Origin of the sequence: Micromonospora sp. DT68 (assembly GCF_049847245.1) — a bacterium.
Taxonomy (GTDB): Bacteria; Actinomycetota; Actinomycetes; order Mycobacteriales; family Micromonosporaceae; genus Micromonospora; species Micromonospora profundi.
Genome location: NZ_JBNCNZ010000020.1, coordinates 39,193 through 65,157, shown reverse-complemented (window position 1 = coordinate 65,157; position 25,965 = coordinate 39,193). Strand labels below are relative to the sequence as shown.

General features: G+C 70.7%; 21 protein-coding genes. 16 read left to right on the top strand and 5 right to left on the bottom strand.

The genetic code is table 11. The annotated features are described in order from the left end of the window. Positions 1–14 precede the first annotated feature (14 nt). From ACPXB1_RS26995 to ACPXB1_RS26985, 3 genes are all read left to right on the top strand, one after another. Positions 15–188 carry a VOC family protein gene (locus ACPXB1_RS26995; protein ID WP_355594071.1) on the top strand — a complete coding sequence of 58 codons (174 nt, stop codon included), beginning with the start codon at positions 15–17 and terminating at the stop codon, positions 186–188. A gap of 185 nt (positions 189–373) precedes the next feature. Further along, positions 374–805, top strand: a complete 432-nt coding sequence (locus tag ACPXB1_RS26990) for a hypothetical protein (protein ID WP_355594069.1) — start codon at positions 374–376, stop codon at positions 803–805. A 47-nt stretch (positions 806–852) separates the two neighbouring features. Further along, positions 853–1,131, top strand: coding sequence for a hypothetical protein (locus tag ACPXB1_RS26985; protein ID WP_355594067.1), 279 nt, complete (start codon positions 853–855; stop codon positions 1,129–1,131). Positions 1,132–1,555: 424 nt separating this feature from the next. Here the strand turns inward: ACPXB1_RS26985 and ACPXB1_RS26980 are convergent, their stop codons facing one another. The 3 genes from ACPXB1_RS26980 to ACPXB1_RS26970 form a co-directional block, all read right to left on the bottom strand. Further along, the gene (locus ACPXB1_RS26980; protein ID WP_355594278.1) at positions 1,556–2,230 is read right to left on the bottom strand and encodes an HAD family hydrolase; all 675 of its coding nucleotides are present in this window, start codon (positions 2,228–2,230) and stop codon (positions 1,556–1,558) included. 120 nt (positions 2,231–2,350) lie between these two features. Next, positions 2,351–2,929: a TetR/AcrR family transcriptional regulator gene (locus ACPXB1_RS26975; protein ID WP_355594065.1), complete on the bottom strand. Its 579-nt coding sequence runs from the start codon at positions 2,927–2,929 to the stop codon at positions 2,351–2,353. Between the two features lie 61 nt (positions 2,930–2,990). Continuing rightward, the gene (locus ACPXB1_RS26970) at positions 2,991–3,851 is read right to left on the bottom strand and encodes an SDR family oxidoreductase (RefSeq protein ID WP_425735967.1); all 861 of its coding nucleotides are present in this window, start codon (positions 3,849–3,851) and stop codon (positions 2,991–2,993) included. Positions 3,852–3,976: 125 nt separating this feature from the next. On the opposite strand from ACPXB1_RS26970, the gene ACPXB1_RS26965 reads away from it, so the two are divergent. Continuing rightward, positions 3,977–4,585 (top strand): TetR/AcrR family transcriptional regulator, encoded by a 609-nt coding sequence (locus tag ACPXB1_RS26965; protein ID WP_425735966.1) that lies wholly within the window; start codon positions 3,977–3,979, stop codon positions 4,583–4,585. Positions 4,586–4,705: 120 nt separating this feature from the next. On the opposite strand, the gene ACPXB1_RS26960 is transcribed toward ACPXB1_RS26965, so the two are convergent. Then, a complete protein-coding gene (locus tag ACPXB1_RS26960; protein WP_355594059.1) occupies positions 4,706–5,323 on the bottom strand; it encodes a TetR/AcrR family transcriptional regulator in 618 nt (205 codons plus the stop codon). Positions 5,324–5,423: 100 nt separating this feature from the next. On the opposite strand from ACPXB1_RS26960, the gene ACPXB1_RS26955 reads away from it, so the two are divergent. Continuing rightward, complete coding sequence (locus ACPXB1_RS26955; RefSeq protein WP_425735965.1) at positions 5,424–6,581, top strand: FAD-dependent oxidoreductase; 1,158 nt, start codon at positions 5,424–5,426, stop codon at positions 6,579–6,581. Positions 6,582–6,703: 122 nt separating this feature from the next. Here ACPXB1_RS26955 and ACPXB1_RS26950 read toward each other — a convergent pair whose 3' ends face one another. Further along, on the bottom strand, positions 6,704–9,409 hold the full coding sequence (locus tag ACPXB1_RS26950) for an MGH1-like glycoside hydrolase domain-containing protein (RefSeq protein WP_355594055.1): 2,706 nt from the start codon (positions 9,407–9,409) through the stop codon (positions 6,704–6,706). A 42-nt stretch (positions 9,410–9,451) separates the two neighbouring features. Here ACPXB1_RS26950 and ACPXB1_RS26945 point away from each other — a divergent pair, with 42 nt between their 5' ends. The 11 genes from ACPXB1_RS26945 to ACPXB1_RS26895 all read left to right on the top strand — a co-directional run bounded on the left by ACPXB1_RS26945 (position 9,452) and on the right by ACPXB1_RS26895 (position 25,823). Further along, positions 9,452–11,395, top strand: coding sequence for an amylo-alpha-1,6-glucosidase (locus ACPXB1_RS26945; protein ID WP_425735964.1), 1,944 nt, complete (start codon positions 9,452–9,454; stop codon positions 11,393–11,395). 138 nt (positions 11,396–11,533) lie between these two features. Further along, on the top strand, positions 11,534–12,868 hold the full coding sequence (locus ACPXB1_RS26940) for a glycosyltransferase family 4 protein (protein ID WP_355594051.1): 1,335 nt from the start codon (positions 11,534–11,536) through the stop codon (positions 12,866–12,868). An 83-nt stretch (positions 12,869–12,951) separates the two neighbouring features. Beyond that, positions 12,952–14,721 carry a protein kinase domain-containing protein gene (locus tag ACPXB1_RS26935; RefSeq protein ID WP_425735963.1) on the top strand — a complete coding sequence of 590 codons (1,770 nt, stop codon included), beginning with the start codon at positions 12,952–12,954 and terminating at the stop codon, positions 14,719–14,721. A gap of 119 nt (positions 14,722–14,840) precedes the next feature. Further along, positions 14,841–16,502 (top strand): serine/threonine-protein kinase, encoded by a 1,662-nt coding sequence (locus tag ACPXB1_RS26930; RefSeq protein ID WP_355594047.1) that lies wholly within the window; start codon positions 14,841–14,843, stop codon positions 16,500–16,502. Positions 16,503–16,604: 102 nt separating this feature from the next. Then, positions 16,605–17,414 carry a metal-dependent hydrolase gene (locus ACPXB1_RS26925; RefSeq protein WP_355594045.1) on the top strand — a complete coding sequence of 270 codons (810 nt, stop codon included), beginning with the start codon at positions 16,605–16,607 and terminating at the stop codon, positions 17,412–17,414. Positions 17,415–17,788: 374 nt separating this feature from the next. Then, entirely contained in the window at positions 17,789–18,871 is a 1,083-nt protein-coding gene (locus ACPXB1_RS26920) for a LacI family DNA-binding transcriptional regulator (protein ID WP_425735977.1), read from the top strand. 86 nt (positions 18,872–18,957) lie between these two features. Then, the gene (locus ACPXB1_RS26915) at positions 18,958–20,262 is read left to right on the top strand and encodes an ABC transporter substrate-binding protein (RefSeq protein WP_355631088.1); all 1,305 of its coding nucleotides are present in this window, start codon (positions 18,958–18,960) and stop codon (positions 20,260–20,262) included. A gap of 66 nt (positions 20,263–20,328) precedes the next feature. Then, a complete protein-coding gene (locus tag ACPXB1_RS26910; protein WP_053652591.1) occupies positions 20,329–21,291 on the top strand; it encodes a carbohydrate ABC transporter permease in 963 nt (320 codons plus the stop codon). A 1-nt stretch (position 21,292) separates the two neighbouring features. Beyond that, on the top strand, positions 21,293–22,180 hold the full coding sequence (locus ACPXB1_RS26905) for a carbohydrate ABC transporter permease (RefSeq protein ID WP_355594041.1): 888 nt from the start codon (positions 21,293–21,295) through the stop codon (positions 22,178–22,180). Then, positions 22,177–24,417, top strand: a complete 2,241-nt coding sequence (gene yicI / locus ACPXB1_RS26900; protein ID WP_425735962.1) for an alpha-xylosidase — start codon at positions 22,177–22,179, stop codon at positions 24,415–24,417. The genes ACPXB1_RS26905 and yicI overlap by 4 nt, the downstream gene beginning before the upstream one ends. After that, a complete protein-coding gene (locus tag ACPXB1_RS26895) occupies positions 24,414–25,823 on the top strand; it encodes a GH1 family beta-glucosidase (protein WP_425735961.1) in 1,410 nt (469 codons plus the stop codon). The genes yicI and ACPXB1_RS26895 overlap by 4 nt, the downstream gene beginning before the upstream one ends. Positions 25,824–25,965: the final 142 nt, after the last annotated feature.

Below are 25,965 nucleotides of genomic sequence, written 5' to 3'. Positions count from 1 at the left end.
TCGAGCCCAAGACGGTGAAGAACCGGCTGCACTGGGACGTCGAACTGGTCGCCCCGGAGCCGATGGCACTGATCGCGGCCGGCGCGACGCTGCTGCGGGAACCACTCGACGAGGCGCACTGGTGGTGGGTGCTGGCTGACCCGGAAGGCAACGAGTTCTGCGCCTTCGCACCCCGCCCTACCGGGTGAACGACCGACTACCGGGCGCGGGCCGCATCGACTAGCGTTTTTCCCAGCGCCGCAGCCAGCGCGTTCGCCGCCGCCGTCGACACGCCTCCGGCCGACCCCGCCTGCCCGATCGGCTGGTAATCGCGGGAACGTCGCACCGCCGCTTCCCCGGTTCGGCAGGATCCTTCCAACGAGGAGGTGCCGTCGTGCAGGACACCCGCGCTCTCGCCCTGACATTCGAGGTGAGCGGCCTGCCACCGGTCAAGACCGAAGCGCTGTCCATCTTCGCCGCCGGGCACCGGCAGGCGACGAGGGTCCGCGCCCTACTCCAGGCCGCCCTGCAAGCGGCCCAGCGCACCGGCTGGACGCCGCTGCCCGGGCCGATCACTGTCGACCTGGTCCTGCGCTGCCCGCCCGGGCACCGTACGTCCGACGCCAGCACCCTGCTCGGCGGCGTCTGTGCCGTGTTGCAGGACAAGAAGCGGGTGTCCAACATCGGCCTGGCGCACCTGGGCGTCCTGGTGGACGTCGCCCTCTACGACGACGACAGGCAGATCCGCCGTTTGTCGTACCAGGAGGAGCCCGCGGAGGAATTCTCGTACCAGGTGCGGGTTGCCGCCGTACCGACAGGCGTTTGACCGACGGCCGCGGTGGGGTATCGCGGACGCCGACGAAGGGAGCACCGATGTCGGAACCACATGTCACGCTCGACCCGCGCGGGCTCGACGCTGTGCAGCAGAAGTTGCGTGGTCCCCTGGAGGACCAGCTGACCTCGGCGCTCCAGGCGGCCACCGACCGGGTCCGTGCCGACTACGGCGGCGAGCCGGTGGAGCAGGTCTGCCAGCGGCTGCTGGACGAGACCCGATCCGGGTTGCACCCCGACATCGCGGCCGGCTTCAACCCGGACATGGACGAGTTCTGCCGCGTGGCGGTGGCAATCGTCCGCGGCGGCGCGCCGTCCTGAGCCCGAAAACGATGCCGAGGCCGGCCGCCAGCGCGGCCGGCATCGTCCGACTGGTCGTGTTCTCATGCGGCGGAGCGTGGTCAGGACCGGGTCCGCAACTACCCGGCCCTGACCCCCGGCGGACCGGCAGGGAGCGGACAGCTCCGGCACCCCGTCACGCCCGGGCGTGGCACGACGCCGCGCAGCTCGACGGAGAGAGCCGGCCGCTTCAGCACTCAGCTCCACGGTGCCCACCCGCCGGACGCCGGTACGCCCCCGGCACACCCCGAAGGACCGTGAGCGCCGGCCCAGGTTAGGCGGGCCGCGACGGGCCGGACAAGCCGCCACGGACCGTCGGCGGGCGTGACTGATCTCAAAGGGGAAAAGCGGCACGTCGGCGTAACGCACCAATCGCCGCTGGCGCTGTTCAGATTCCTGGGGGCGCTCAGAAGTGCCGCAGCAGATCGCGGAACTCGGCAAGCCGCAGGATGCCCGTGTCGGTCGGATCCAGTTCGTCGTGCTCCAGTACCCAGGTGTTCTCGTTCGGGATGAACACGGCGTTCAGTCCGGCCGCCCGGGCCGGCACGATGTCCGACTTCGGGGAGTTGCCGATCATCCACGCGCCAGCCGGGTCGAAGCCGTGCTCCCCGATCAGCCACCGGTACGTGTCGACCTTCTTCTCGGCGACGATGTGCGCGGCCCGGAAGTGGTGCAGCAGCCCGCAGGCGTCCAGCTTGCGCTGCTGTTCCTCCCGCTCGCCCTTGGTGAGTAGCAGCAGCTCGTGCCGACCGGCCAGTTCGTCGAGCGCCTCGGCGACGCCGGGCATCAGCTCCACCCGGTGCTCCACGAGCGCCAGGGCCAGCCGGTCGATCTCCTGCCGTTCGGCGTCGGTGGCCGGTCGCTCGCGCAGCCGTTCCAGGCAGTCCGCCAGGCTGCGCAGGAAGACCTTGCTGCCGTACCCGTGCGCGACGGCGTTGGCCCGCTCGATGTCATCGAGGATGGTCCGGATCTCCGCCCGGTCCAGGGTGGGGTGGTCGAGCCACCCGAGGAAGTCGTCGATCACCCGCTCGAAGACGACGTTGTTCTCCCAGAGTGTGTCGTCCGCGTCGAAGATCAACACCTGAGCGCCCCGCCGAGCCGCCACGTCCACCGTCACACCGCCACCTCTCGCGCTGACTCCGTCGACGATCCGAGACTCTAGGCCGTCCCCGGCACCGGACCCAGCGACTTTCCGCTGCCGTCACGGCCACCGCAGCAGCCTCTCCGCGATCATCGCTTCCCTCTCCTCCTGCCCCTCGGGTCGCAGCCGGCCACCCCGGGTGAGCATCACGACGCCGTGCAGCAGGCTCCAGCCCACCTCGGCGAGGGCGTCCGGGTCCCTACCCTCGGCCAGCGGGGCGAGGGCAGCCCGCAGCTCGGCGAAGACCGCCCGCGGCGCGGCCGGCACCCCATCCACGCCGAGGGCGAGGTCGGGGGTCATCGCGAGCATCGCGTCGTAGACCTCCGGATTGGCGTACGCGAAGTCGAGGTACGCGCTCGCGACGGCCGGCCAGGCACCCTCGGCGCTGCCGGCGGCCTCCGCGTGCGCCTCCGCCAGGTCGGCGGCCAGGTCGACGAGTGCACACGCGGCGACAGCGGCGAGCAGCGCCTCCAGATCCGCGAAGTGTCGGTAGAGGTCACCGAGGTCGACGGCGGCCCGCTCGGCGAGACGCCTGGTGCTCACCTCCGGCCAGCCCTCCGCCTCGGCCAACTCCCGTGCGAACGCGACGATGCGGTCGCGCCGCTCCTCTTCGGTGGCCTTCTCGGTGGGTCCGGGCACGCACACGAGCGTACGGTCGAACACCGCAGGTAGTCGCTTGGTGACGGATTGGTGACTGGCGTCAGGGTGTGCCACCAGGGGCCGGGACGGCGTGCTCGGCGAGCCTGCTCACCTGCTCCCAGCCGGCCCAGGTGTCCATCCGGCGGCGGGAGATGTCGAACGCCAGGTCGTAGACCGTGCTGCCGAGCAGGAGCCGCAGCGGCGGATCGTCACTGTCGACGAGTTTCAGCAGCGCCTCGGCGGCCAGTCGGGGCTCGCTGTCGATCGAGTCTTCGGCCCACTGCCGCTCCAGTTCGGCGCGCAGTGGCCCGTACTCCTCCATCGGGCTTGTGGAGGTCGCGCTTGTGTACAGGTCGGTCCAGTAGCCGCCGGGCTGCACGATGCTGACCGTTGTCCCGAAGGTCGCGGCCTCCATCGCCAGCGCCTCACTCATGCCCTCCAGCGCGAATTTGCTCGCGCTGTACATTCCGGTGCTCGGAAAGCCGCCCAGCGCGGCGATGCTGGAGATCTGCACGATGTGGCCGGCCCGCCGGGCCCGCAGGTACGGCAGCGCGGCCTGGCTCACCCAGAGCGCGCCGAACACGTTGACCTCGAACTGTGCCCGCGCCTGCACCTCGGTGAACTCTTCGAGCATGCCCAGCGACATGGTGCCGGCGTTGTTGACGACGATGTCGAGCCCTCCGAAGTGCTCGGCAGCGGTGGTGACGGCGGCGAAGACCGCCGCCCGGTCGGTCACGTCGAGTGGAAGGGCGAGCAGGCGGTCGCCGTGGCGCTCGTCGAAGTCGTGCCGGGCGATGGTCCGCGCCGCGCCGACCACCTGATCGCCGCGTTCGAGGGCGGCGATGGCGAACGCGCGGCCCAGGCCGCGGCTGGCGCCGGTGATGAACCAGGTACGCGGTGCGGTGCCGGTCGGGGTGCGCACAGTCGATCTCCATCCTCCGTCGATACGAGACGAGACGGACCGTCTCGCCTGCACCTGACGGTAGGTCGCGCCCACCCCTCCCGTCAAGACGAGACGGACCGTCTCGCACCTGGTATCTTCGGCCCATGGCGACGCAACACCGGGCCGCTCCCAACGCCGCCCGCCGGAAGGAGACCTCGCGCCAGGCCATCCTCACGGCCGCGTTCGACCTGCTCAGGGAGGTCGGTTACGCCAAACTCAGCATCGAGGGCATCGCCGCGCGCGCCGGCGTGGGCAAACAGACCATCTACCGCTGGTGGCCGTCAAAGGGCGCTGTCATCTTCGACGCCTTCCTCCTGCTCAGCGCCAGCGAAGGTGAGCCCCCGGTGCTGCCCCACACCGGAGACCTGGAAGCCGACCTGCGCGCGGTGCTCCGCGCCACCGTCGAGGAGTTGAACGACCCCCGGCACGACCAGCCGATGCGGGCGTTGGCCACCGAGATCGCGCACGACCCGGACTTGGCTGCCGTCTACGCCGAACGGCTGGACGGGCCGTTGAAGGAAGCCAAGCGTCAGCGGCTGCGCAGCGCCCAGCAGGCGGGGCAACTCGCCGAGGACCTCGACCTCGACGTGGCCGTGGAGATGATCTGGGGTCCCCTGCTCAACAGGTGGCTGCACCGCAGCGGCCCCCTCACCGCCGAGTACGCCGATCGCGTCGTAGCCACAGCGCTCAACGGATTGCGCCCGCGCCACTGAACCCGGGCCCTCGCCCAACGACCACCACGCGGCGGCCGCCGATCGCGACGATCGTGCTCGAACCAGGAAGCGGTGGCCTCCTGCCGCAAGCGACACCACCGCAACAATGATCGAGCACGATCATTGGCGCGGCGGCGCGACCTCGGACGCGACGGCGGGGAAGCCGCTGGTGAGGACGCCTATCGCACGCTCGACGCGGTGGGACGCCGATGAGTCGGCCTGGCTGGTCAGCGCGACGTGGTGCAGCGCGCCGACGACCACCAGAGCCAGCGCCTCGGTGTCGACCCCGGCGGGCACCCGCCCGATCCCCTGCTCGGCGGCCAGATAGCCGGCAATCGCGCGCTCGATGCCGTGCAACCCCGAGATCCCACTGCCCAGCACCGCCTCGACCTGTGCCGTCAGCTCCGGCCGGGAGGCAGTGAGCCGGGCCAACGCCGTAAGCGTGCCCAGCGGTGTCGCAAGGACCGCCTGCCGCAGGTTTTCCGCCACGGTGTCGGACCCGGCGCGCTCCGGTAGGCCGGCCACCTCGCCGGAGACCTGGAACGCCCGGTCGATCGCGTAGGCGGTAAGGAAGTCGTCGAAGTTGGCGAAGTGCGCGTAGAGCAGACCGGTCGCGACACCGGCTTCGCGCGTCACGGCACGGCCGGTGAGTCGACTCGGTCCGTCTTGCGCGATCAGCCGCTCGACGGCAGCGAAGAGCTGCTGCCTGAGCGCTGGGATGGCGACACCGCGCGGCATGCCTGAAGTCTAGGCGGTACCGCCGCCGCCATTTACATCGGTATGAACATTCGCTCATACTAGTTTGAGCAGATGCTCATTCCTGGTTGCGAGGTACTTGATGAAACGCGCGGTGATCGTGGGTGCCGGCATAGCCGGGCTGGCCACAGCCCTCCGACTCGGGCGCGACGGGTGGCACGTCGTCGTCGTGGAACGCGCGCCAGGCCGCCGCAGCAGCGGCTACATGGTGAACCTGATCGGCCCGGGGTACGACGCCGCCGAACGCCTCGGACTGCTCCCCGCCCTGTCCGCCTCCGAACTGGGACTCTTCACCACAGTGCTGGTGCACGCCGACGGACGACCCAAGTTCACAGTGCCTGCCGCCATCGCCGAAGCCGCCCTCGGCGAACGCACCATGTCGGTGTTCCGCGGCGACCTGGAAACCAGCCTCTTCGAAGCGGCGCGGGACCGTGCGGACATCCGCTTCGGCGCCACTGTGGAGTCCGTCGAGCAGGACACCGATGGCGTACGCGTGGAGTTGAGCGACGGCACCACCGAACACGCTGACCTGCTAGTCGGCTGCGACGGAGTGCACTCGGCAACGCGTACCGCGGTCTTCGGGTCTGATTTCGTGGTTGACAGTCCGTACCTCGTGGCCGCCTTCCCTCTGGACCACCCGGTGCCCGGCGTGCCCGAGTCTTCCGCGACGACGTTCATCGGTCCGGGCCGGACGGCCGCCATCGTGAACCTCGGCCCGCAGCGGTCGTCGGTGTTCTTCACGTACCGATGCGCGGACCCGGGCGCCGATCTCCGGCGCGGGCCTGTCGAGGCGCTGGGCACTGCGTTCGGGGATCTGGGCGGCGGCGTTCCCGAGGCGATCCGCCACCTCACGAAGGACCCGGCCAACGCCTACTTCGACGCCGTCAGCCAGGTGGTCATGCCGCACTGGAGCACAGGCCGGGTCGTGCTGCTCGGAGACGCGGCGTGGTGCGTCACGCTCTTCGCCGGACACGGCGCGGCCCTCGCACTGGCCGGCGCCGACCACCTCGGCGCGGCACTGCGGCGGCACGGCGACGACCTCCCGGCGGCACTTGCCGAGTGGGAGACCGGCCTACGCCCGGAGGTCAGCAAGCGACAGGCACTCGCCCGCCGGGGAATGCTCCAGTACGCGCCACCAAGCCGATTCCACGTCTGGATGAACGATCTGACAATGCGGGCGATCACCCTTCCCGGCGTCAGCAACCTGGTCCGCAGAGGCATCGAACGCGCAAACCGCTGAGAAGCACGTCCCGGCCCGCGCCGGCAAGATCCGCGCACTTTCGGTGATGGTGCTGTCTCCCGGAGGCCGGAGGCAGCAGCATCCCTGATGTTGCTCGGATCTTGCGGGCAGGGCAGGGCGGGTCAGCGGCGCAGGGTGAGGATCAGGTCGGCTACCAGGGCCGTCCAGCCGGTCTGGTGCCAGGCGCCCAGGCCGGCGCCGTTGTCACCGTGGAAGTACTCCGGGAACGCGATCAGGTCCCGCCAGTCCGGGTGGGTCTGGAACAGCTGCGCCGCGCCGTAGATCGGGCGGCGCCCCCAGTCGTCCTGGGTGAACAGCGAGATCAGCCGGGCCGAGAGGTCGTCGGCGATCTCGTCCAGCGACCGTTTCACACCGGAGCGGGTCGGATACTCCACCTGGAGGTCGTCGCCGAAGAACGCCGCGTAGTCGCGCAGCGCGCTGATCAGCAGGAAGTTCGTCGGCATCCAGATGGGACCACGCCAGTTCGAGTTGCCGCCGAACAGCCCACTCGTCGACTCGGCAGGTTCGTAGCCGACGGAGAACTCCTGCCCGCCGAGGGTGACCGAGAACGGCTTGTCCAGGTGCGCGCGGGACAGCGTACGAAGGCCGAAGTCGGAGAGGAACTCGTCGGAGTCGAGCATCCGGGCGAGCAGCCGGACCACCTGCTCCGGGCCGACCATTGACAGCAGCCGCTGCTGGCGTCCGTCCGGGCCGAGGCGACGGGTGCCGATCACCTGCGCGTACTCCGGGCGGTTGGTGAGGAACCAGCGCAGCCGGGCGCCCAGCTCCGGCAGCCGGTGCAGGGTCTTGGCGGTCAGCCTGGTGGTGGCGGCCAGCGGCAGCAGCCCGACCACCGAGCGGACCTTCAACGGCACCTTCGTGCCGTCGGCGAGGCGCAGCACGTCGTAGAAGAAGGCGTCCTCGTCGTCCCAGAGCCCCTGCTCGTACGCGGCGGCGGCGATGTACGCGAAGTGCTCGAAGAACTTGGTGGCCGTGTCCACCCAGGTGCGGTCGTGTTCGGCGAGCACGATCGCGATGTCCAGCAGGTTGAGGGCGTACATGGCCATCCAGCCGGTGCCGTCGGACTGCTCCAGCACACCCGCCACCGGCAGCGCCGCCGAGCGGTCGAACGGACCGACGTTGTCCAGCCCGAGGAAGCCTCCCTCGAAGACGTTGTTGCCGCCGGTGTCCTTGCGGTTGACCCACCAGGTGAAGTTGAGCAGCAGCTTGTGCATCACCCGGGCCAGGAACTCGAAGTCCCGCCCGCCGTCGATCTCGAAGACCTTCAGCGCCGCCCAGGCGTGCACCGGTGGGTTCACGTCGCCGAACGCCCACTCGTACGCGGGGATCTGCCCGTTGGGGTGCAGGTACCACTCGCGCAGCAGGAGCAGCAGCTGCTCCTTGGCGAAGCCGGGGTCGACGCGGGCGATGCTCACGCAGTGGAAGGCCAGATCCCAGGCTGCGTACCAGGGATATTCCCACGGGTCGGGCATGGAGATCACGTCGAAGCTGGTCATGTGCCACCAGGCGCTGTTGCGTCCGTGCCGGCGCCCGGCCGGCGGCGTCGACCCCGGGTCGCCTTCGAGCCAGCGCTTGACGTCGAAGTGGTAGAACTGCTTGCCCCACATGAGCCCGGCGATGGCCTGCCGGGCGACCAGCGCCTCATCGGCTGTGGCGGCCTCCGGGATCACGCTTGCGAAGAACCGGTTCGCCTCGGCCCGCCGCGCCCACACCACCGCCTCGAAGCCGTCGCGCAGGTCGGCCGGGGGCGGCGGGGCCGACGCCGGAGGCGACGCGGTACGGGTAAGTCGCAGCCGGATCTGGCGCTGCCCGCCGGGCGGCACGTCGAGGACGTAGTGCAGCGCGCCCTTGGTGCCCTCCCGGGCCGGGTTGACGGTGGCCGCGCCATTGACCACGTGGTCGTTGATGCCGTCCTTCGGGTACTTCGAGCGGCCCGGCAGGCCCCAGAGCCGCTCGGCGTTCGTGTCGTTGTCGCAGAGCAGCGGCACCGGGCCACCGTCGCCCTCCAGCAGCAGTTGGCCGAGGACCCGGTGCTCACCGACCAGCCGGGTGCCTTCGCCGGTCAGTCGGGGAATCCGGTCGCCCCCGGGCAGACCCCACGCCCACGTGTTGCGGAACCACAGGGTAGGCAGCACGTGCAGGGTCGCCGCCCGGTCACCCCGGTTGGCGACCGTCACCACCATGCACAGGTCGGTCGGGGACGCCTTGGCGTAGTCGACTGTCACCGCCCAGTACCGGTCCTCGTCGAAGATGCCGGTGTCCACCAGCTCGTACTCGGTGTCATCCCGGCCGCGCAGCGCGTTCACGGCGACGAGTTCGTCGTACGGGAAGGCCGCCTGCGGGTAGTGGTAGCGCCAGCGCATCCAGGAGTGGGTGGGCGTGGAGTCCTCGTACCACCAGTACTCCTTGACGTCCTCGCCGTGGTTGCCGCTGTCGCCGCCCAGGCCGAACATCCGCTCCTTGAGGATCGGGTCCTTGCCGTTCCAGAGCGCGAGAGCGAACGCGAAGGTCTGCCGGTCGTCGCAGACGCCTGCCATCCCGTCTTCGTTCCACCGGTAGGCTCTGGACCGCGCGTGGTCATGCGGGAAGTAGTCCCACGCCGTACCGTGCTCGCTGTAGTCCTCCCGTACCGTCCCCCACGCCCGTTCGGACAGATAGGGACCCCATGCGCGCCAGTCCTGCTCCCCCGAGTCGGCCTGGGCGAGCCGGAGCCGCTCAGCGTCGGGTGGCGAGGCGTCGGAGGACGATCGGTCAGTGATCACGTACACATCCTTGACGCCGTCTCCGTACTTGACCACAGCAGCCATTGTCGTCGTGGCGTGTTACACCTTGCCGTCGGTGGAGGAAAGTTGATCGACATTCACTTCGGCCCGCAGGTCTGTGGCGATCTGGCGAGCGCGTCCAGCCGGGAGTGGCTGGTGCCCGACGGTGTCGGCGGGTACGCGATGGGCACGGTCTCCGGACTGCGGACCCGCCGGTACCACGGTCTGCTAGTGGTGCCGGGCGAAACACCCGCGTCCCGTCAGGTGGGACTGGCGAGTCTCGATCCGGCGGTCACCCTGCCGTCGGGCGCGCGGGTCCGGCTCGGCGCGCACGAGTGGGCCTCCGGCGACGTCGACCCGCGCGGCTTCGAACTGCTCGAACGCTTCGACCTGGTCGACGGGCTGCCCCGGTGGCGGTGGCGGATCGGCGGCGTCGTGATCGAGCGGGAGCTGGCCATACTGCCCGGCCGGTCCTGCGTGGCGGTGGTGCACCGGCTGATCGCCGGCGGCCCGGTCCGGTTGGAGCTGTCGGCCGCCTGCACCTGGCGCGACGCGCACGGCGAGCGGCGGGCCGACGGTCCCACGCCGCAGGTCGAGACGGTCGGCGACGGCGCCGTGGTCGAGGGCGCGTACCGGCTCGCCGGCCCGGGCTGGACGCCGGAAGGGCAGTGGTGGCTTGGCGTGCACCACCGGGAGGAGGCCATCCGAGGGCTGCACCCGGACGAGGACGTCTGGTACGCCGGACGCTTCGTCGGTGAGCTGGAACGCCCCGGCGACACGGTGTCGGTCCGGGCGTGGGCGGGCCGGCTGGACGAGGAGCCGCCGCCCGCCGCGCAGATCGTGGCGACCGCCCGGCGACGCAACCGTCAGGTGGTGGCGACGGCGAACCCGACGGATGACGTGGAGGCGACGCTCACGCTCGCCGCCGACGCGTTCGTGGTGCGTCCTGGCGGCGGAGCGGTCGACGTGGTCGCCGGGTATCCGTGGTTCGGCGCCTGGTCGCGGGACACGATGATCTCCTACGAAGGGCTCTTCCTCTGCACCAATCGCGCCGCCGAGGGCCGGGAGCTGCTGCGGGCGTACGCGGCGACGCTGTCCGAGGGGATGCTCGCCAACACGGCCGACACCGGGCGGGTGGAGTACAACACCGTCGACGGCACGCTGTGGTTCCTGCACGCGGTGAGCCGACACGTCACCGTCACGGGTGACACCGATCTCGGCGACGAGTTGCTGCCCGCGCTGCGTACGGTGATCGACGCCCACGTGGCGGGCACCCGCTACGGCATCGGCGTCGACCCGGCCGACGGGCTGCTCGCCCAGGGCGCCCCGGGCACCGCCCTGACCTGGATGGACGCCCGCGTGTACGGGGTGCCGGTCACTCCGCGTACCGGCAAGCCTGTCGAGGTCAACGCGCTGTGGATCAACGGGCTGGCCGGGCTCGCCGAGCTGACCGAGTTGGCCGGTCAGGACGCGGACGAGCTGTGGCGGCGGCACGGGCAGGCGACCGCCTCGTTCCGGGGCCGCTATCCGTCCCCGGCCGGCTGGTTGTACGACGTGCTCGACGCGCCCGCTCCCGCGTACCCGCTGGGTGGCGCGGCCCTGCACGACGACGACGCCTTGCGACCCAACCAGCTGCTGGCGTGGTCGTTGCCGTTCGCGCCGTTGGAGCCGGACGAGCCGACGTTGCGGCGGGTCGCGGCAGGGCTGCTCACTCCGTTGGGGCCGCGCAGTCTCGCACCGGATTCGCCGGAGTTCGTGGGTCGGCACCGTGGTGGTCCGGCGGAGCGGGACGGCGGCTACCACCAGGGCACTGTGTGGCCGTGGCTCGTCGGCCCGTACGTCGACGCGTGCCGCAGGGGCAAGATGTCGGTCGATGACGTATTGGTCGGTATTGAGGCTCATCTGACCGAATATGGGTTAGGCTCGGTGAGCGAGACAGCCGACGGCCTCGCGCCGCACGCCGCGACCGGATGCCCCTTCCAGGCATGGTCGGTCGCCGAGCTGCTGCGGGTGCGCCGAAAGGGCCAGTAGCGCTTTACATGACCGCAACGGCGGTGTCTCCGCTGGTTATCTCGGCCCCGGCAGGATGGGGCCCGATCCAGACGCGACGGCGGCACCGGGTTCGGTGCCGGTCGGCGCGCGCCCGGGGACAACTCAAAGGGGGCCGCAATGTCACCCGACGCCCACGTGATCGACATCCACCCCACCCGTCACCTGCGGGTGCTGATGCTGTCCTGGGAGTACCCGCCGGTGCTCGTCGGTGGCCTCGGCCGACACGTCCACGCCCTCTCCGTAGCCCTCGCCAAAGCCGGCCACGAAGTCACAGTCGTCACCCGCCACGCCGACGGCGCACCCCTTGAGGAGTACGCCGACGGCGTCCGCATCCTGCGCGCCCCCGAAGACCCCGTCACCTTCCCCCTGGCCACCGGCAGCCTGCTGGCCTGGACCATGGCCTTCAACCACACCCTCACCCGCACCGCCCTGCGCGCCACCGAAGCCGGCACCTACGACGTCATCCACGCCCACGACTGGCTCGTCGCCCACACCGCCATGACCCTCTCCGACCACCTGGACCTGCCGCTTGTCACGACGATGCACGCCACCGAGGCGGGCCGGCACCAGGGCTGGCTGCCCGAGGAGATGAACCGCACGATCCACGGCGTCGAGCACTGGCTCACCGGGGCCTCCACCCGCGTGATCACCTGTTCGGGTTACATGCGCGACCAGGTGGGCGCGCTCTTCGACGTACCCGCCGAGCAGGTCGACGTGGTGCCCAACGGCGTCGACGACCGGGCCTGGCGGGCCCGGCCCCGCGCGGTCGCGTCGGCCCGTGCCCGGTTCGCCGCCGACGGCCCCCTCGTCGGGTACGCCGGACGGCTCGTCTACGAGAAGGGCGTGCAGCACCTCGTGCACGCCGTACCCCGGCTGCGCGAGCAGCACCCCGGGCTGCGCGTGGTGATCGCCGGCGATGGCCCGTACCGCGCCGAGTTGGAGGCCGAGGCACGCCGTCTGGCGCTCGGTTCGACAGTCAGCTTCACAGGCTTCCTCGACGCCACCCAGCTTCCGGCGGTACTCGGCGCCACCGACGCGACAGTGGTCCCCAGCCTCTACGAGCCGTTCGGCATGGTGGCGCTGGAGGCGGCTGCTGCCGGTGCGCCCCTGGCAGTGGCCCGCACCGGCGGCCTCGCCGAGATCGTCGAACCCGGCGTGACAGGTGTGACGTTCCCGCACAGTGACCCCGCCGCCCTCGCCGGCGCCGTCGGTCAGCTCCTCGGCGACGAGATCTTCGCCAGGCGGGTCGCGCGACGCGCCCGTGCCATGGTCGGTGAGCGGTACGGCTGGGCCACCATCGCGGCCCGCACCGCCGCAAGTTACGCGAGCGCCCGCCGCGAGCACGGCCCCCTCCAGGCCCGACGCGCCGCTGCCCAACTGGCCGGCGGCCGTACCCGGATCGCCGTACCGGAGGGCAATCTGCTCGCTGCCGCCGACCACGCCGCCTGCTGAGGTAAGTCGGACGACCGATAGGTGACTTCCGATCCGCTGGATAGGGTGTACCCCGGACAGCGGCTGAGGAGGAGCGTGCGCAGGTGCTGATTGCCGGTCGGTACCGGCTGCTCGACCTGGTGGGTCGCGGGGGCATGGGTCGGGTGTGGCGAGCCCACGACGAGATGCTGCACCGCGAGGTCGCCGTCAAGGAGGTCGTACCGCCGAGTTGGCTGACCGACCACGACCGTGCCGAGTTGCGCTCGCGCACCCTGCGGGAGGCCCGCGCCGCGGCCCGGCTCAACCACCCCGCCGTGGTCCGGCTCTACGACGTCGTCCCGGTCGAGGGCAGCCCGTGGATCGTGATGGAGTACGTCCCCTCGCGCACCCTTCAGGACGTCCTCGACGACGAGGGGCCGTTGGCGCCGGTCCGCGCCGCCCGGATCGGCCTTGCCCTGCTCGACGCGCTGCGCGCCGCGCACGCGGTAGGGGTGCTGCACCGCGACGTCAAACCGCAGAACGTGCTCATGGCCCACGACGGGCGGGTGATGCTCACCGACTTCGGGCTGGCCACCTTCGACGGTGGCGACGGCGCGATGACCCGCCCCGGGATGGTCCTCGGCTCCCCGCAGTACGTCGCTCCGGAGCGTGCCGCCGAGGGAGTGTCCACAGTGGCTGCCGACCTGTGGTCGCTCGGCGCCACCCTGCACGCCGCGGTGGAGGGCCGCTCCCCGTACGCCCGCAGCACCGCGATGGCCACCCTCAGCGCGTTGGCCGCCGGCCCACCGGACCCGGCCCCGCACGCCGGGCCGCTCGCGCCGGTGCTCGCCGGGCTGCTGTCCCGCGATCCACTGCACCGCCTCGGCCACGACGAGGCCCACCGGTTGCTCGACGCCGCCGCGACAAGCGACGCCGCGGCGCCGGTCGCCAGTTCGGATGCCGGCAGCTCCGACGGCGCCGGCCCAGATGACGCGGGCCCGTCCGACGGCGGTTCGACCGACACCGGCCCGGTCTCCGCCAGCGCTGGTGACGGCGGGCCCGGTCGTCGGCCGTCGGCGAAGGTGGCGTCCACAGCAGCGGCGGCGGCCGCCCGATCGGGACGGCTACCGACGCGACGCCAGGCGGCGGTTGTCGGCACGGCGCTGCTGGTGGTGGTCGCCGCGGGCGTCGGCACCGCGCTGGCGTTCGCTGGCGACGGCCCGAGCGACACCGCCGCCCGCCCCACTGTGTCGTCGACGGATCAGCTACCCGGCGGCGGCCCGGACGGGCAGTACGGCGACGGCGGCCCGAACGACGGTGGAGGCCCGGACAGGCCGCCCGGCGACGGCCGTGGCCGACCCGTCCCGCCACCTGGCGGACAGAGCATCGCCCCTCCCCCGTTTCCCTGCGTACGCCCGGACATCGTCGGCACGCCGGTGCCGGCCTGGTCGCCGCCACCGGGCGAGCGGCTGCGACTTCCACCCGGCTGGGTGTGGCACGCCGACACCACCGGCTTTCGGATCTCGGTGCCGGCGACCTGGCGTTACTCCCGCGACGGGGCCGTGGCCTGCTTCCAGGACCCGGCGACCGGCCGGGCCCTCAGCGTCGCCGAGGGCGGTGCGCCCGACCCGCTGACCCGGCTGCGCGCGCTCCGCGACGCGGCCGCCGCGGCCGGCGCCCTCGTGGGGTACGACGAGGTGCGCCTCGCCGACACCGGCGCGGGCGCGGAGTGGGAGTCCCGGTGGCGGACACCGCACGGCGGAATGCTGCACGCGCGGCAGGACGTCGTCGGGGGCGGGCGCTGGACGCTTGGCTGGATCACCCACGACGGGGACTGGACGGCGGCCAACGCTGACTGGCCGGTGATCCGAAGCAGTTTCCGACCACCCCCCTGACCTGCGCCGTACGGCCGTGGTTGCCCCCTCTGTCCGTCGTGGATCGAGGCCGCTCAGCGGATGAGAAAACCCGCATCGGTGGTTATCGTGTAACTCGGGGTGACCGAGGGGGAGCGACCGTGCAGCAGTTGCTGATCGCGGGTCGGTACCGGCTGCTCGACCTGGTCGGCACCGGCGGGATGGGCCGGGTCTGGTTGGCTCGCGACGAGATGTTGCACCGCGACGTCGCGGTGAAGGAGGTCGTTCCGCCGTCCTGGCTGGCCGAGTCCGACCGCGCCGAACTCCGGTTCCGGACGCTGCGCGAGGCGCGTACGGCCGCCCGGCTCAACCACCCCAACGTCGTGCGCATCTACGATGTCGTGCACGACCGGGACAGCCCGTGGATCGTGATGGAGTATGTGCCGTCCCGATCGGTGCAACAGATCATCAGCGCCGAGGGTCCGCTGAGCCCGCAGCGTACGGCCCGGATCGGGTTGGCGGTGCTCGCCGCGTTGCGGGCCGCGCACACCGCCGGTGTGCTGCACCGCGACGTGAAGCCGCACAACGTGCTCGTCGCCGACGACGGGCGGGTGGTGCTCACCGACTTCGGGTTGGCGACGTTCGACGGCGGCGACGGGACGATGACCGGCCCGGGTACGGTGCTCGGCTCACCGCAGTTCGTCGCCCCGGAGCGGGCCCGCGAGGGTGTCTCCGACCCACGTACCGACCTGTGGTCGCTGGGCGCGACGCTCTACGCGACGGTCGAGGGGCAGTCCCCGTACGCCCGGTCCAGCGCGATGGCAACGCTCAGCGCGCTGGCAGTCGAACCGCCGGACCCGATGCGCCGCGCCGGACCGTTGCGTCCCGTGCTCACCGGGCTGTTGCAGCGCGACCCGTGGCGGCGGCTGACGGCCGCCGAGGCCGAGCCGCTGCTGCGCGCCGCCGCTGTCGCGGCCCACGACCAGCCTGCCGAACCGGCCCGCTCGGCGGCGGTGGCGGCTCTGCGTGACGCCGGCCGGTCGGCGTCACCTCCCGCTGAACCGCCCGCCGAACTGCCCGCTGACCTGCCCCCGGAGCAGCCGGCCGAGCTGCCCGTGCCGCCCGCCTGGCCAGCGGGCCGCCGGGGCGTACGGCGTGGGCGGTTGATCGCTGCGGCTGGCGCGGTCACCGCTGTGGCGCTGCTGGTCGCCGGAGGCGTCACGGCTGTGCTGATCAACCGCCACGACGAGCGGGCCACACCGTCCGGCGCCGGCGGTGGTGCGACAGCCACCCGACCGGCGGCGTTCGCCTGCGCGACGCCCCCGCCACCCGTGGCCACGCCGGTGCCGTCGATGTCTCCGCCGGCCGACTCACGCTACCGGCTGCGGACCGGCTGGACCTGGCACGACGACCCCGCCGGCTTTCGGATCGCCGCGCCGGTGGGCTGGGCGCGCTGGACCGAGGAGGCGGTGACCTGCTTCCGGGAGCCCAGCGGGGCCCGGGTGCTCAGCGTCGAGGTCGGTCCGCGACGGGCCGACCCGGTGGCGCACTGGAGGGCCGAGGAGACCCGGCTCGTCGGCGGCGCGGCACTGCCTGGCTACCGGAAGGTGGACATCTCGGGGCTCGACGTCTTCGACGGCGCCGCGCTGTGGGAGTGCAGTTGGGAGAACGCCGCCGGGGAGCGGGTGCACAGCATCCGGCTGCTCGCCAACACTTCGGCGGGGCAGGCGTTCACCGTCTCGTGGTTGACAAAAGAGTTCGATTGGCAGGTCAACGCGGCATACTTCGTGATGATCCGGCAGAGCTTCACACCCACCCTCTGACACCGTCCGTTGTAGACGGTTCGGCTGATGCCCCTGCGGCGCGGCCCCTGACTACAGTGGCGTAGTTTTGGCGCTCAAGATCCCTGGGGAGGGTGAGCCGAGATGATGGGACCGTCGCACGCGCTGTCCGGCGCGGCGGTATGGCTGGCCGGGTCCTGGGCGCTGGACCAGTTCGCCGACTACCAGCAGTCACCGTTGGCGTTGGCCGTGGGCACCGCTGTGTGCGCGGGTGGGGCGCTCTTTCCCGACCTCGACCTGTCGGGCAAGGTGACCCGCAACCAGGGTGGCGCCACAGTGGCCCGCACCTTCGGGGTCTTCTCCCTCTTCGTCGCCGAGGTCATGGAGAAGATCTCCCTCGGGGTCTACTACGCGACGAAGCTCAGCAAGGATCCGCGCCGCAACAACGGCCACCGGACGCTTACCCACACCATCCCGTTCACGCTGCTTGTCGGCTGGGGCACCACCGCGCTCTGCGCCGCGTACGGCAAGTGGGCGGTGATCACGATCCTGTTCTTCATGTTCGGCCTCGCCCTGCGAGGGCTCTTCGACAAGTGGGCCGAGCGGGCCGGCTGGGTGATCGTGACCCTCGCGTCGGCCGGCGCGGCCTGGTTCACCTTCGCCAACCTGCCCGGCGGGCGAGGCTATCCGCTGATCGGCACGGCCGTGGGGGTGGGCTGCTTCGTGCACATCCTCGGCGACATGATCACCAGAGCCGGTGTGCCGATCCTGTGGCCGATCCCGATCAAACGTCGGATGTGGACGATGATCGGCCTGCCGAACAGCATCGCGCTGCGCACCGGCAGCAAGACCGAGGTCGTCGTACTGCGCACCGTACTCACAGTGGTGTCTGCGCTCGCCACCGCCGGCCTGATCGCCCCGTCGGTGCTGCAACGGTTCAACATCGACATGTAGGCGGCCCGGCTGCGCGCATCATCGCCGCCGCGCTGCCCTGCGCCCCTGCGCCCCTGCGCCCCTGATCGTGCTCGATCCTGGATGTAGTGGTCTCCCTCTTGGCCGAGGGGACTATTTCCAGGATCGAGCGTGATCAGGGCGCGGGGCGCCCCTCGCCGCAGGCGCAGGCGCAGGTGAGAGTGGGCCGGGTCCGGACCGCCGCCGGCAAGGGCGCGGGCCCGGATCGCCGGAGGGCCCGACTTCATTTCGACATCGGCTATTGACGACGCCGTAACAGGTGCCCTAGCGTCTGTCGAAACGCTTAGTCGAAACGCTTCGACGCTCAATTCGGGATCACTCCCCCACCGGGCCGAAGGAGGTACGCGGTGGCCACCATGCACGACGTCGCCCGCCTCGCACAGGTGTCGGTAAGCACCGTGTCGTACGTGCTCACCGGCACCCGGCCGATCTCGCAGGCGACCCGGGACAAGGTCCTCGCGGCGATAGCCGAGCTCGACTACCAGCCCAACGCGATGGCCCGTGGCCTGGCAAGCCGGCGCAGCCGGATCCTCGGCCTGCTGATGCCCATGGACGAGCGCGGCCTGGGTGCGACCGAGACCGCGTTCGTCACCGGGGCTGCCGCCGCGGCAAGCGTCGCCGGCTACCACCTGGTGCTCTCCCCGATCGGCGGCGGCGGTGACCTGGACGACCTACGGCGGCTCGCCACCCAGCGGATGCTCGACGGCGTCGTGCTGATGGAGGTGCAGCTCGCCGACGAGCGGGTCACAGTGCTCCAGGAGGCCGGCGTGCCGCTGGTGCTGATCGGCCGCACCGGCGACGCCGACACGCTCTCCTACGTCGACATCGACTTCGAGCAGACCGTACGGGAGGCCGTCGAGCACCTGGTCGGCCTGGGGCACCGGCACATCGTGTACGTCAACCACTCGGCCGCCACCCTGGCCAGCGGCTACGGCCCCGCGCTGCGTACCCGGGACGCGTTCGTGGCGGCGATGACCGGGTACGGCCTCGATCCGGTGATGATCCCCACCGAGGACAGCGCCGCCGGCGGCCGGGCAGCCCTGGCCGCCGCGTTCGCGCAGGCGCCGGCGCTGACCGCGGTGCTGGCCATGAACGAGACCGCGATCTTCGGCATCCTCGGGGAGTTGACGGGTCGTGGGCTGTCGGTGCCCGACGACGTCTCGGTCGTTTCGATGGTCACCTCTCCGCAGGTTGCCGAGCTGGCCACCCCGGCGCTGACCGCCATGACGTCGCCCGGATCGGCGCTGGGGCGGATCGCGATCGAGGCGTTGGTGCGGCACCTGGACGGGCCCGGCAACGAGCGCCCCCAGCAACTGCTGCCGTGCGCGCTGGAGATCCGCGGATCGACCGCCGCGCCACGACGACCGACAGTGACCACCTCTGGACCACGACGGCCGACAGTGACCACCTCCGAACCGTTACCGACGGTCGGGGGCTGACCAGCTAAAACGGCCCGCCGCCGCGCTGCAACGCGACGACGGGCCCAGTGAGATACCGGGCTCGATACTCAACGAGGAGGATAGCAATGCAGCGAATCCGTCGGATCGTCGCCGCGATCGCCCTGGCGGCGACCGCGACGACCACCGTGGCCGCCTGCGGCGGCGGTGACAGCGGTGACGACAGCGGGGCCAAGACCCTGAAGCTGTGGCACTACGAGAGCGCAAACAGCGCCATGGGCATCGCCTGGGACCGGGCGATCGAGATCTTCAAGGCCGAGCACCCGGGCGTCGAGGTGCGCTTCGAGCGCAAGGCGTTCGAGCAGATCCAGCAGAACGCCGGGATGATCATCAACTCGTCCGAGGGCCCGGACATCATGGAGTACAACAAGGGCAACGCCACGGCCGGGTTGCTCTCCTCCCAGGGCCTGCTCTCCGACCTGAGCGCCGAGGCCGACAAGCGCGGCTGGGCCGACAAGCTCAGCCCCAGCCTCCAGACCACCGCCCGGTACAGCGACAAGGGCGTGATGGGCTCGGGCAACTGGTTCGGTGTGCCGAACTACGGCGAGTACGTCACCGTCTACTACAACAAGGACCTGTTCCAGCAGAACGGCGTCACGGTGCCCACCACCCTCGCCGAGATGACCGCCGCGATGGACACCTTCGTCGCCAAGGGCGTCACCCCGCTGGGCATGGCCGGTGCCGAATACCCGGCCGGGCAGCTCTTCTACCAGCTGGCGCTGGCCAGGGCCGACCGGCAGTTCGTGGACAACTACCAGCTCTACAAGAACCCCGTCGACTTCAAGGCCGACCCGTTGAAGTACGGCGCGGACACCTTCGCCGAGTGGGTGAAGAAGGGCTACGTCGCCAAGAACTCCGCGAGCCTCAAGGCCGAGGACATGGGCACCGCGTTCATCGGCGGCAAGACCCCGATGATCGTCTCGGGCAGCTGGTGGTACGGCCGGTTCAAGGCCGAGATGAAGGCCAACTGGGACACGTTCCTCTTCCCGGGCAACACGCTGCACGCCGGCTCGTCCGGCAACCTCTGGGTGGTCCCGACGTCGAGCAAGGCCAAGAGCCTGGCGTACGACTTCATCGACATCACACTGCGCCCGGAGATCCAGGACCTGATCGGGAACAACGGCGGCGTACCGGTGGCCGGTGACCCCGCGAAGATCACCGATGAGAAGGACCGCAAGCTCATCGAGGACTTCAACACCGTCAGCAAGCAGGACGGCCTGGCGTTCTACCCGGACTGGCCGGTGCCCGGCTACTACGACGTGCTCGTCGGTGGCTTCCAGGCCCTGATCAACGGGTCGAAGTCTCCCGATGCGGTGCTCGACACCATCGCCAAGCCGTACGCCGATGGCGTCAAGGAGATCACCGGCAAGTGACGCGGCGGGTGGCGGGCGCGACCGGCGCAACCGGCGCGTCCGCCGCCCCACCGGGAAGGATCTTCCATGGCAGTCTCCGAGACCGTCGCCGCCCCGGCCGCGACACCGACCCCTCCCGCACCCCGCCGCGCACCTCGCGGCCGCAATGCGGCGTACTGGCTCTATCTGCTCCCCGGAGCGGTCCTGTTCGTCCTGGTCATCGGCGCGCCGCTGGTCGGCACCGGTTACCTGTCGCTGACCAAGTGGTCAGGCGTCGGCGACCCCACATTCATCGGGCTGGACAACTACCGGCAACTGCTGCACGACGAGGTGTTCTGGGCGTCGTTCCGCAACACGGTGGCGATGCTCGTGGCAATGGTGGTGGCGCCGACAGTGCTCGGGCTGCTGCTCGCCTCGGTGCTCTTCGACATCATCGGCCGCCGGTTCAAACCCCGCACCGCCGCCGCCCTCCGGGCCGCGTTCTACCTGCCGCAGGTGCTTCCCGTCGTGGTGGCCGGCATCGTCTGGGGCTGGATCCTGCGCCCCGACGGCGCGTTCAACAGCCTGCTCGACGCGGTCGGGCTCGGCGCGCTGCGCCACGACTGGCTCGGTGACCCGGGCACCGCCCTGCCCAGCGTGATGGCGGTGATGATCTGGGTGCAGATCGGCTACCCGGTTGTCGTCTTCATGGCGGCGTTGCAGCGGGTCGACCCCGAGTTGTACGAGGCGGCCGAGGTCGACGGCGCGAACTGGCTGCACCGGTTCCGGGCGATCACCCTGCCGCAGATCCGGCCGGAGACGTTCGTGGTGGCGCTTACCTGCACCATCGCCGCGTTGAAGGTGTTCGGGCCGATCTTCGCCCTGACGCGGGGCGGCCCGGAGAACGCCACGAACGTGCCGTCCTACTTCGCCTACTACACGTTCTTCAAGAAGCTCCAGGTCGGCTACGGCTCCGCGATCTCGACAGTGCTCACACTGATCATCGTGGTGGTGGCTGTGGTCTTCATCTGGATGCAGGCCCGCAGCGAGCGCCGGGACCGGGGGTTCTGACATGTCCGTCACGCTCACTCCGACACCCACGCCGGTAGCGCCGCGCCGCCCGGTACGCGACAGGCACCACCGCGGCGCCGGCCGGTGGATCGTGCTCGCGCTCGTCACGATCGCCGCGCTCGCCATGCTCGTGCCGTTCGCGTTCATGCTGCTCAACGCGTTCAAGTCGCCGAGTGACTACTCGTCGAGCGGGCCGCTGAGCTGGCCGAGCGAGTTCTACACGAAGGGCCTGCGGACGTACTGGACCGAGGTCAACTTTCCGCTGAAGCTCTGGAACTCGGCGCTCATCGCCGGGTCCGTGGCGGTGCTCGGCGTCGCCGTCTCGCTGCTCAACGCGTACGCCCTGGGCATCGGCCGGGTCCGGGGCCGGCTCTGGATCGTGGGGCTCTTCCTGCTGGCGAACATGCTTCCGCAGGAGGCGCTGATCTACCCGCTGTACTACGTGGCGAAAGAGGTCGGGCTCTACAACACGCGGCTCGCGGTGATCATCATCTTCACCGTCATCCAGAGCGCGTTCGGCACGTACCTGCTCGCCTCGGTGATGAGCACGTTCCCGCGTTCGCTGCTGGAGGCCGCGGCGCTCGACGGCGCCGGCAAGTGGACTGTGCTGTGGCGGGTGGTCTTCCCCAACCTGCGGCCCACCCTCGCGGTGCTGCTCATCTTCTTCTTCATCTGGACCTGGAACGAGTTCCTCATCCCACTGGTAATGCTCATCGACAACCAGACGCAGACCATCCCGGTCGCGATCGCGTCGTTGCAGGGCGACCGGCTGATGGACGCCCCGACGACGAACGCGGGCGCGTTGATCAGCCTGGTGCCGGCCATCCTCTTCTTCCTCATCTTCCAGCGCACTCTGGCGCGCGGCATCACGGCAGGAGCCGAGAAGTGAAGTTCACCGACGGGTACTGGCAACTGCGCCCAGGGGTCAGTGTCCTGCGCCCCGGCACAGTCGAATCGGTGGAGCCGGACGACAGCGGTTTCACAGTCTTCGCGCCGTCCGGTCAGATCACCGGTCGGGGCGACACCCTCAACCGCCCGGTGGTCACGGTCCGGTTCTTCTCCCCCGCGCCCGGCATCGTCGGGGTGACAATCGGCCACCACAGTGGCGGGCTGCCCCGCGAGCCGCACTTCGGGCTGACCACCGACGACGAGTTCCCGGTCGCCGTCGACATCACCGGGATCACCGCCTCGCTCACGACCGGCGAGTTGACCGCCCGGGTCGCGCTCGTCGACGGCTGGCGGGTCGACTTCCTGCACGGCGACCGGCTGATCACCGCGTCCACCGCGCGCAGCGTCGGCATCGTTACCGACGGCGAGGGCCGCCGGTACGTGCACGACCGTCTCGCGCTCGGCGTCGGCGAGACGGTGTACGGGCTGGGCGAGCGGTTCGGCCCGTTCGTGAAGAACGGTCAGACCGTCGACATCTGGAACGCCGACGGTGGCACGGCAAGCGAGCAGGCGTACAAGAACGTGCCGTTCTATCTCAGCAGCGCCGGCTACGGGGTCTTCGTGGACCATCCGGAGCACGTGTCGTTCGAGGTCGGCTCGGAGGTCGTCGCGCAGACACAGTTCAGCGTCGAGGGCCAGTCCCTCACCTACTACGTCATCGACGGGCCCACCCCGAAGGACGTGCTGCGCCGCTACACAGCGCTGACCGGCCGGCCGGCCCGGGTCCCCGCCTGGTCGTACGGGCTGTGGCTGTCGACGTCGTTCACCACCTCGTACGAGGAGAAGACCGTCACCGAGTTCGTCGACGGGATGGCCGAGCGGAACCTGCCGCTGTCGGTGTTCCACTTCGACTGCTTCTGGATGCGCCAGTTCCACTGGGTCGACTTCGTCTGGGACCCGGCGATGTTCCCCGACCCGGAGGGGATGCTGCGTCGGCTGCACGAGCGTGACCTGAAGGTGTGCGTCTGGATCAACCCGTACATCGCGCAGCGGTCGTACCTCTTCGAGGAGGGACGGCAGGCCGGCTACCTGGTCCGCAACCCCGACGGGTCGGTGTGGCAGTGGGACAAGTGGCAGGCCGGTATGGCGCTCGTCGACTTCACCAACCCGGACGCGGTCCGCTGGTTCACCGGCAAACTCAAGGTCCTGCTGGACATGGGCGTCGACTGTTTCAAGACCGACTTCGGTGAGCGCATCCCGACCGACGTGGTGTGGCACGACGGTTCGGACCCGCAGCGGATGCACAACTACTACTCCTACCTCTACAACAAGGCGGTCTTCGAGCTGCTGGAGGCCGAGCGCGGCAAGGGCGAGGCCGTGCTGTTCGCGCGCTCCGCGACCACCGGCGGGCAGCAGTTCCCGGTGCACTGGGGTGGCGACTGCGAGTCGACGTTCGTGGCGATGGCCGAGTCGCTGCGCGGCGGGCTGTCCCTGGCCGCGTCCGGTTTCGGCTACTGGAGCCATGACATCGGCGGTTTCGAGGGCACCCCCGACCCGGCCGTGTTCAAGCGGTGGATCGCCTTCGGGCTGCTCTCGTCGCACTCCCGGCTGCACGGCTCCGGCTCGTACCGGGTGCCGTGGGCGTACGACGAGGAGGCCGTGGACGTGCTGCGGCACTTCACCCGGCTCAAGCTCAGCCTGATGCCGTACCTGGCGGCCGCCGCGCAGGAGGCGCACCGCGACGGAATTCCCATGATGCGCCCGATGATCCTGGAGTTCCCGGACGACCCCGCCGCGGCGCAGTTGGACCGGCAGTACATGCTCGGCTCCGACGTGCTTGTCGCGCCCGTGCTCAGCGCCGACGGACAGGTCACCTACTATGTGCCCGCCGGCACCTGGACGCACCTTGTGACCGGCGCGCAGGTCACCGGCCCGGCGTGGGTCACCGAGAAGCACGAGTTCGACAGCGTGCCGGTGCTCGCCCGGCCGGGCGCTGTCATCCCGTTCGGGGCACGCTCCGACCGGCCGGACTACGAATGGGCGGACGGCGTGCAGTTGCGGCTCTACGCACCGGCGCCGGGGCAACGCCAACGGGTGCGGATCCCGGCACCCGGGGACGGGCCGGGCGCGGAGTTCGACGTGAGTTTCCGCGACGGGGTCGCCACCGCCGAGTTGGTGGCGGGCGCCTCGTCGGGATACGACTGTGTGGTGGCTGGCACGGAGGTGGTGGGGCGATGACGGAACGTACCTTCCCGGAGAGTTTCGTCTGGGGTTCGGCGACGGCGGCGTACCAGATCGAGGGCGCTGCGACGGAGGACGGCCGCGGCCCGTCCATCTGGGACACCTACAGCCACACCCCGGGGCGGACGCTCAACGGCGACACCGGTGACGTGGCCGCCGACCACTACCACCGCTGGCCGCAGGACCTCGACCACATCGCCGAGCTGGGCCTGGGCGCGTACCGTTTCTCGATCTCCTGGCCGCGGGTGCAGCCGGGCGGCTCCGGGCGGTTCAACCAGGCTGGCCTGGACTTCTACTCCCGGCTGGTCGACGGCCTGCTGGAGCGTGGCATCCGACCGGTCGCCACCATGTACCACTGGGACCTGCCGCAGGAGTTGGAGGACGCCGGCGGCTGGCCGGTGCGGGACACCGCGCTGCGCTTCGAGGAGTACGCGTCGGGGATCGTCGCCGCGCTCGGCGACCGGGTGCACACCTGGACGACACTCAACGAGCCGTGGTGCTCGGCGTACCTGGGTTACGCGTCCGGCGTGCACGCGCCGGGGCGTACCGAACCGGCGGCAGCGCTGGCGGCGGTGCACCACCTGAACCTCGCCCACGGCCTTGCCGGTCGCGTGGTCCGGGCGTTGGCCCCGAGCGCCGAACTGTCGGTGACGCTGAACCTGCACGTGGTCCGGCCGGAGTCGGACTCGGCGGCGGACGCCGACGCGGCGCGGCGCATCGACGCGCTGGCCAACGGGGCTTTCCTCGGCCCGATGCTCACCGGCGCGTACCCGGCGGACCTGCTTACCGACACCGCGAGTGTCACCGACTGGTCGTTCGTGCGCGAGGGCGACGAGAAGGTGATCGCCGTGCCGCTGGACGTCCTGGGTGTCAACTACTACTCCAGCACCCTGGTACGCGCCTGGGACGGGCACTCGGCCCGCTCGGACGCCGACGGTCACGGCGCGTCGGCGCACTCACCGTGGGTCGGCGCCGACGACGTCGACTTCCTGCCGCAGCCCGGCCCGTACACGGCGATGGGGTGGAACATCGACCCGGCGGCGCTGACCGGACTGCTGCTGCGGCTGCACCGCGAGTACCCGAGCCAGCCCCTGATGATCACCGAGAACGGCGCGGCGTTCGACGACGTCGTCTCGGCCGACGGCCGGATCCACGACGAGCAGCGCGTCGACTACCTACGTCGCCACATCGGCGCGGTGGCCGACGCCCGCGCGCAGGGCGCTGACGTCCGGGGCTACTTCGTCTGGTCGCTGCTTGACAACTTCGAGTGGGGTTACGGCTACGACCGCCGCTTCGGGATCATCCGCGTCGACTACGACACCCAGGAGCGCACCTGGAAGGACAGCGCCCACTGGTACCAGCGACTCGCCGCGACCGGCGAGCTGGGCGAGGCTCCGGAGTAACCGCACGACGACGCGCCGCCGACTGCCCGGGAGGGCGGCCTGCGGCGCGTCTGCGGCCGGCCGCCTTCAGCCCTCGGCCCTGGGTCCTCGGCCCTGGATCCTCGGCCCTGGATCCTCGGCAGGCGGCAGGGTGGGTCACGCC

What these genes read in the sequence shown, in the direction of transcription:
- ACPXB1_RS26925 (WP_355594045.1), top strand. Translation starts at nt 16,605, where the DNA reads ATGATGGGACCGTCGCACGCGCTGTCCGGCGCGGCGGTATGGCTGGCC.
- ACPXB1_RS26985 (WP_355594067.1), top strand. Translation starts at nt 853, where the DNA reads ATGTCGGAACCACATGTCACGCTCGACCCGCGCGGGCTCGACGCTGTG.
- ACPXB1_RS26905 (WP_355594041.1), top strand. Translation starts at nt 21,293, where the DNA reads ATGTCCGTCACGCTCACTCCGACACCCACGCCGGTAGCGCCGCGCCGC.
- ACPXB1_RS26950 (WP_355594055.1), bottom strand. Translation starts at nt 9,409, where the DNA reads ATGGCTGCTGTGGTCAAGTACGGAGACGGCGTCAAGGATGTGTACGTG.
- ACPXB1_RS26920 (WP_425735977.1), top strand. Translation starts at nt 17,789, where the DNA reads ATGCACGACGTCGCCCGCCTCGCACAGGTGTCGGTAAGCACCGTGTCG.
- ACPXB1_RS26915 (WP_355631088.1), top strand. Translation starts at nt 18,958, where the DNA reads ATGCAGCGAATCCGTCGGATCGTCGCCGCGATCGCCCTGGCGGCGACC.
- ACPXB1_RS26910 (WP_053652591.1), top strand. Translation starts at nt 20,329, where the DNA reads ATGGCAGTCTCCGAGACCGTCGCCGCCCCGGCCGCGACACCGACCCCT.
- ACPXB1_RS26895 (WP_425735961.1), top strand. Translation starts at nt 24,414, where the DNA reads ATGACGGAACGTACCTTCCCGGAGAGTTTCGTCTGGGGTTCGGCGACG.
- ACPXB1_RS26960 (WP_355594059.1), bottom strand. Translation starts at nt 5,323, where the DNA reads ATGCCGCGCGGTGTCGCCATCCCAGCGCTCAGGCAGCAGCTCTTCGCT.
- ACPXB1_RS26940 (WP_355594051.1), top strand. Translation starts at nt 11,534, where the DNA reads ATGTCACCCGACGCCCACGTGATCGACATCCACCCCACCCGTCACCTG.
- ACPXB1_RS26965 (WP_425735966.1), top strand. Translation starts at nt 3,977, where the DNA reads ATGGCGACGCAACACCGGGCCGCTCCCAACGCCGCCCGCCGGAAGGAG.
- ACPXB1_RS26955 (WP_425735965.1), top strand. Translation starts at nt 5,424, where the DNA reads ATGAAACGCGCGGTGATCGTGGGTGCCGGCATAGCCGGGCTGGCCACA.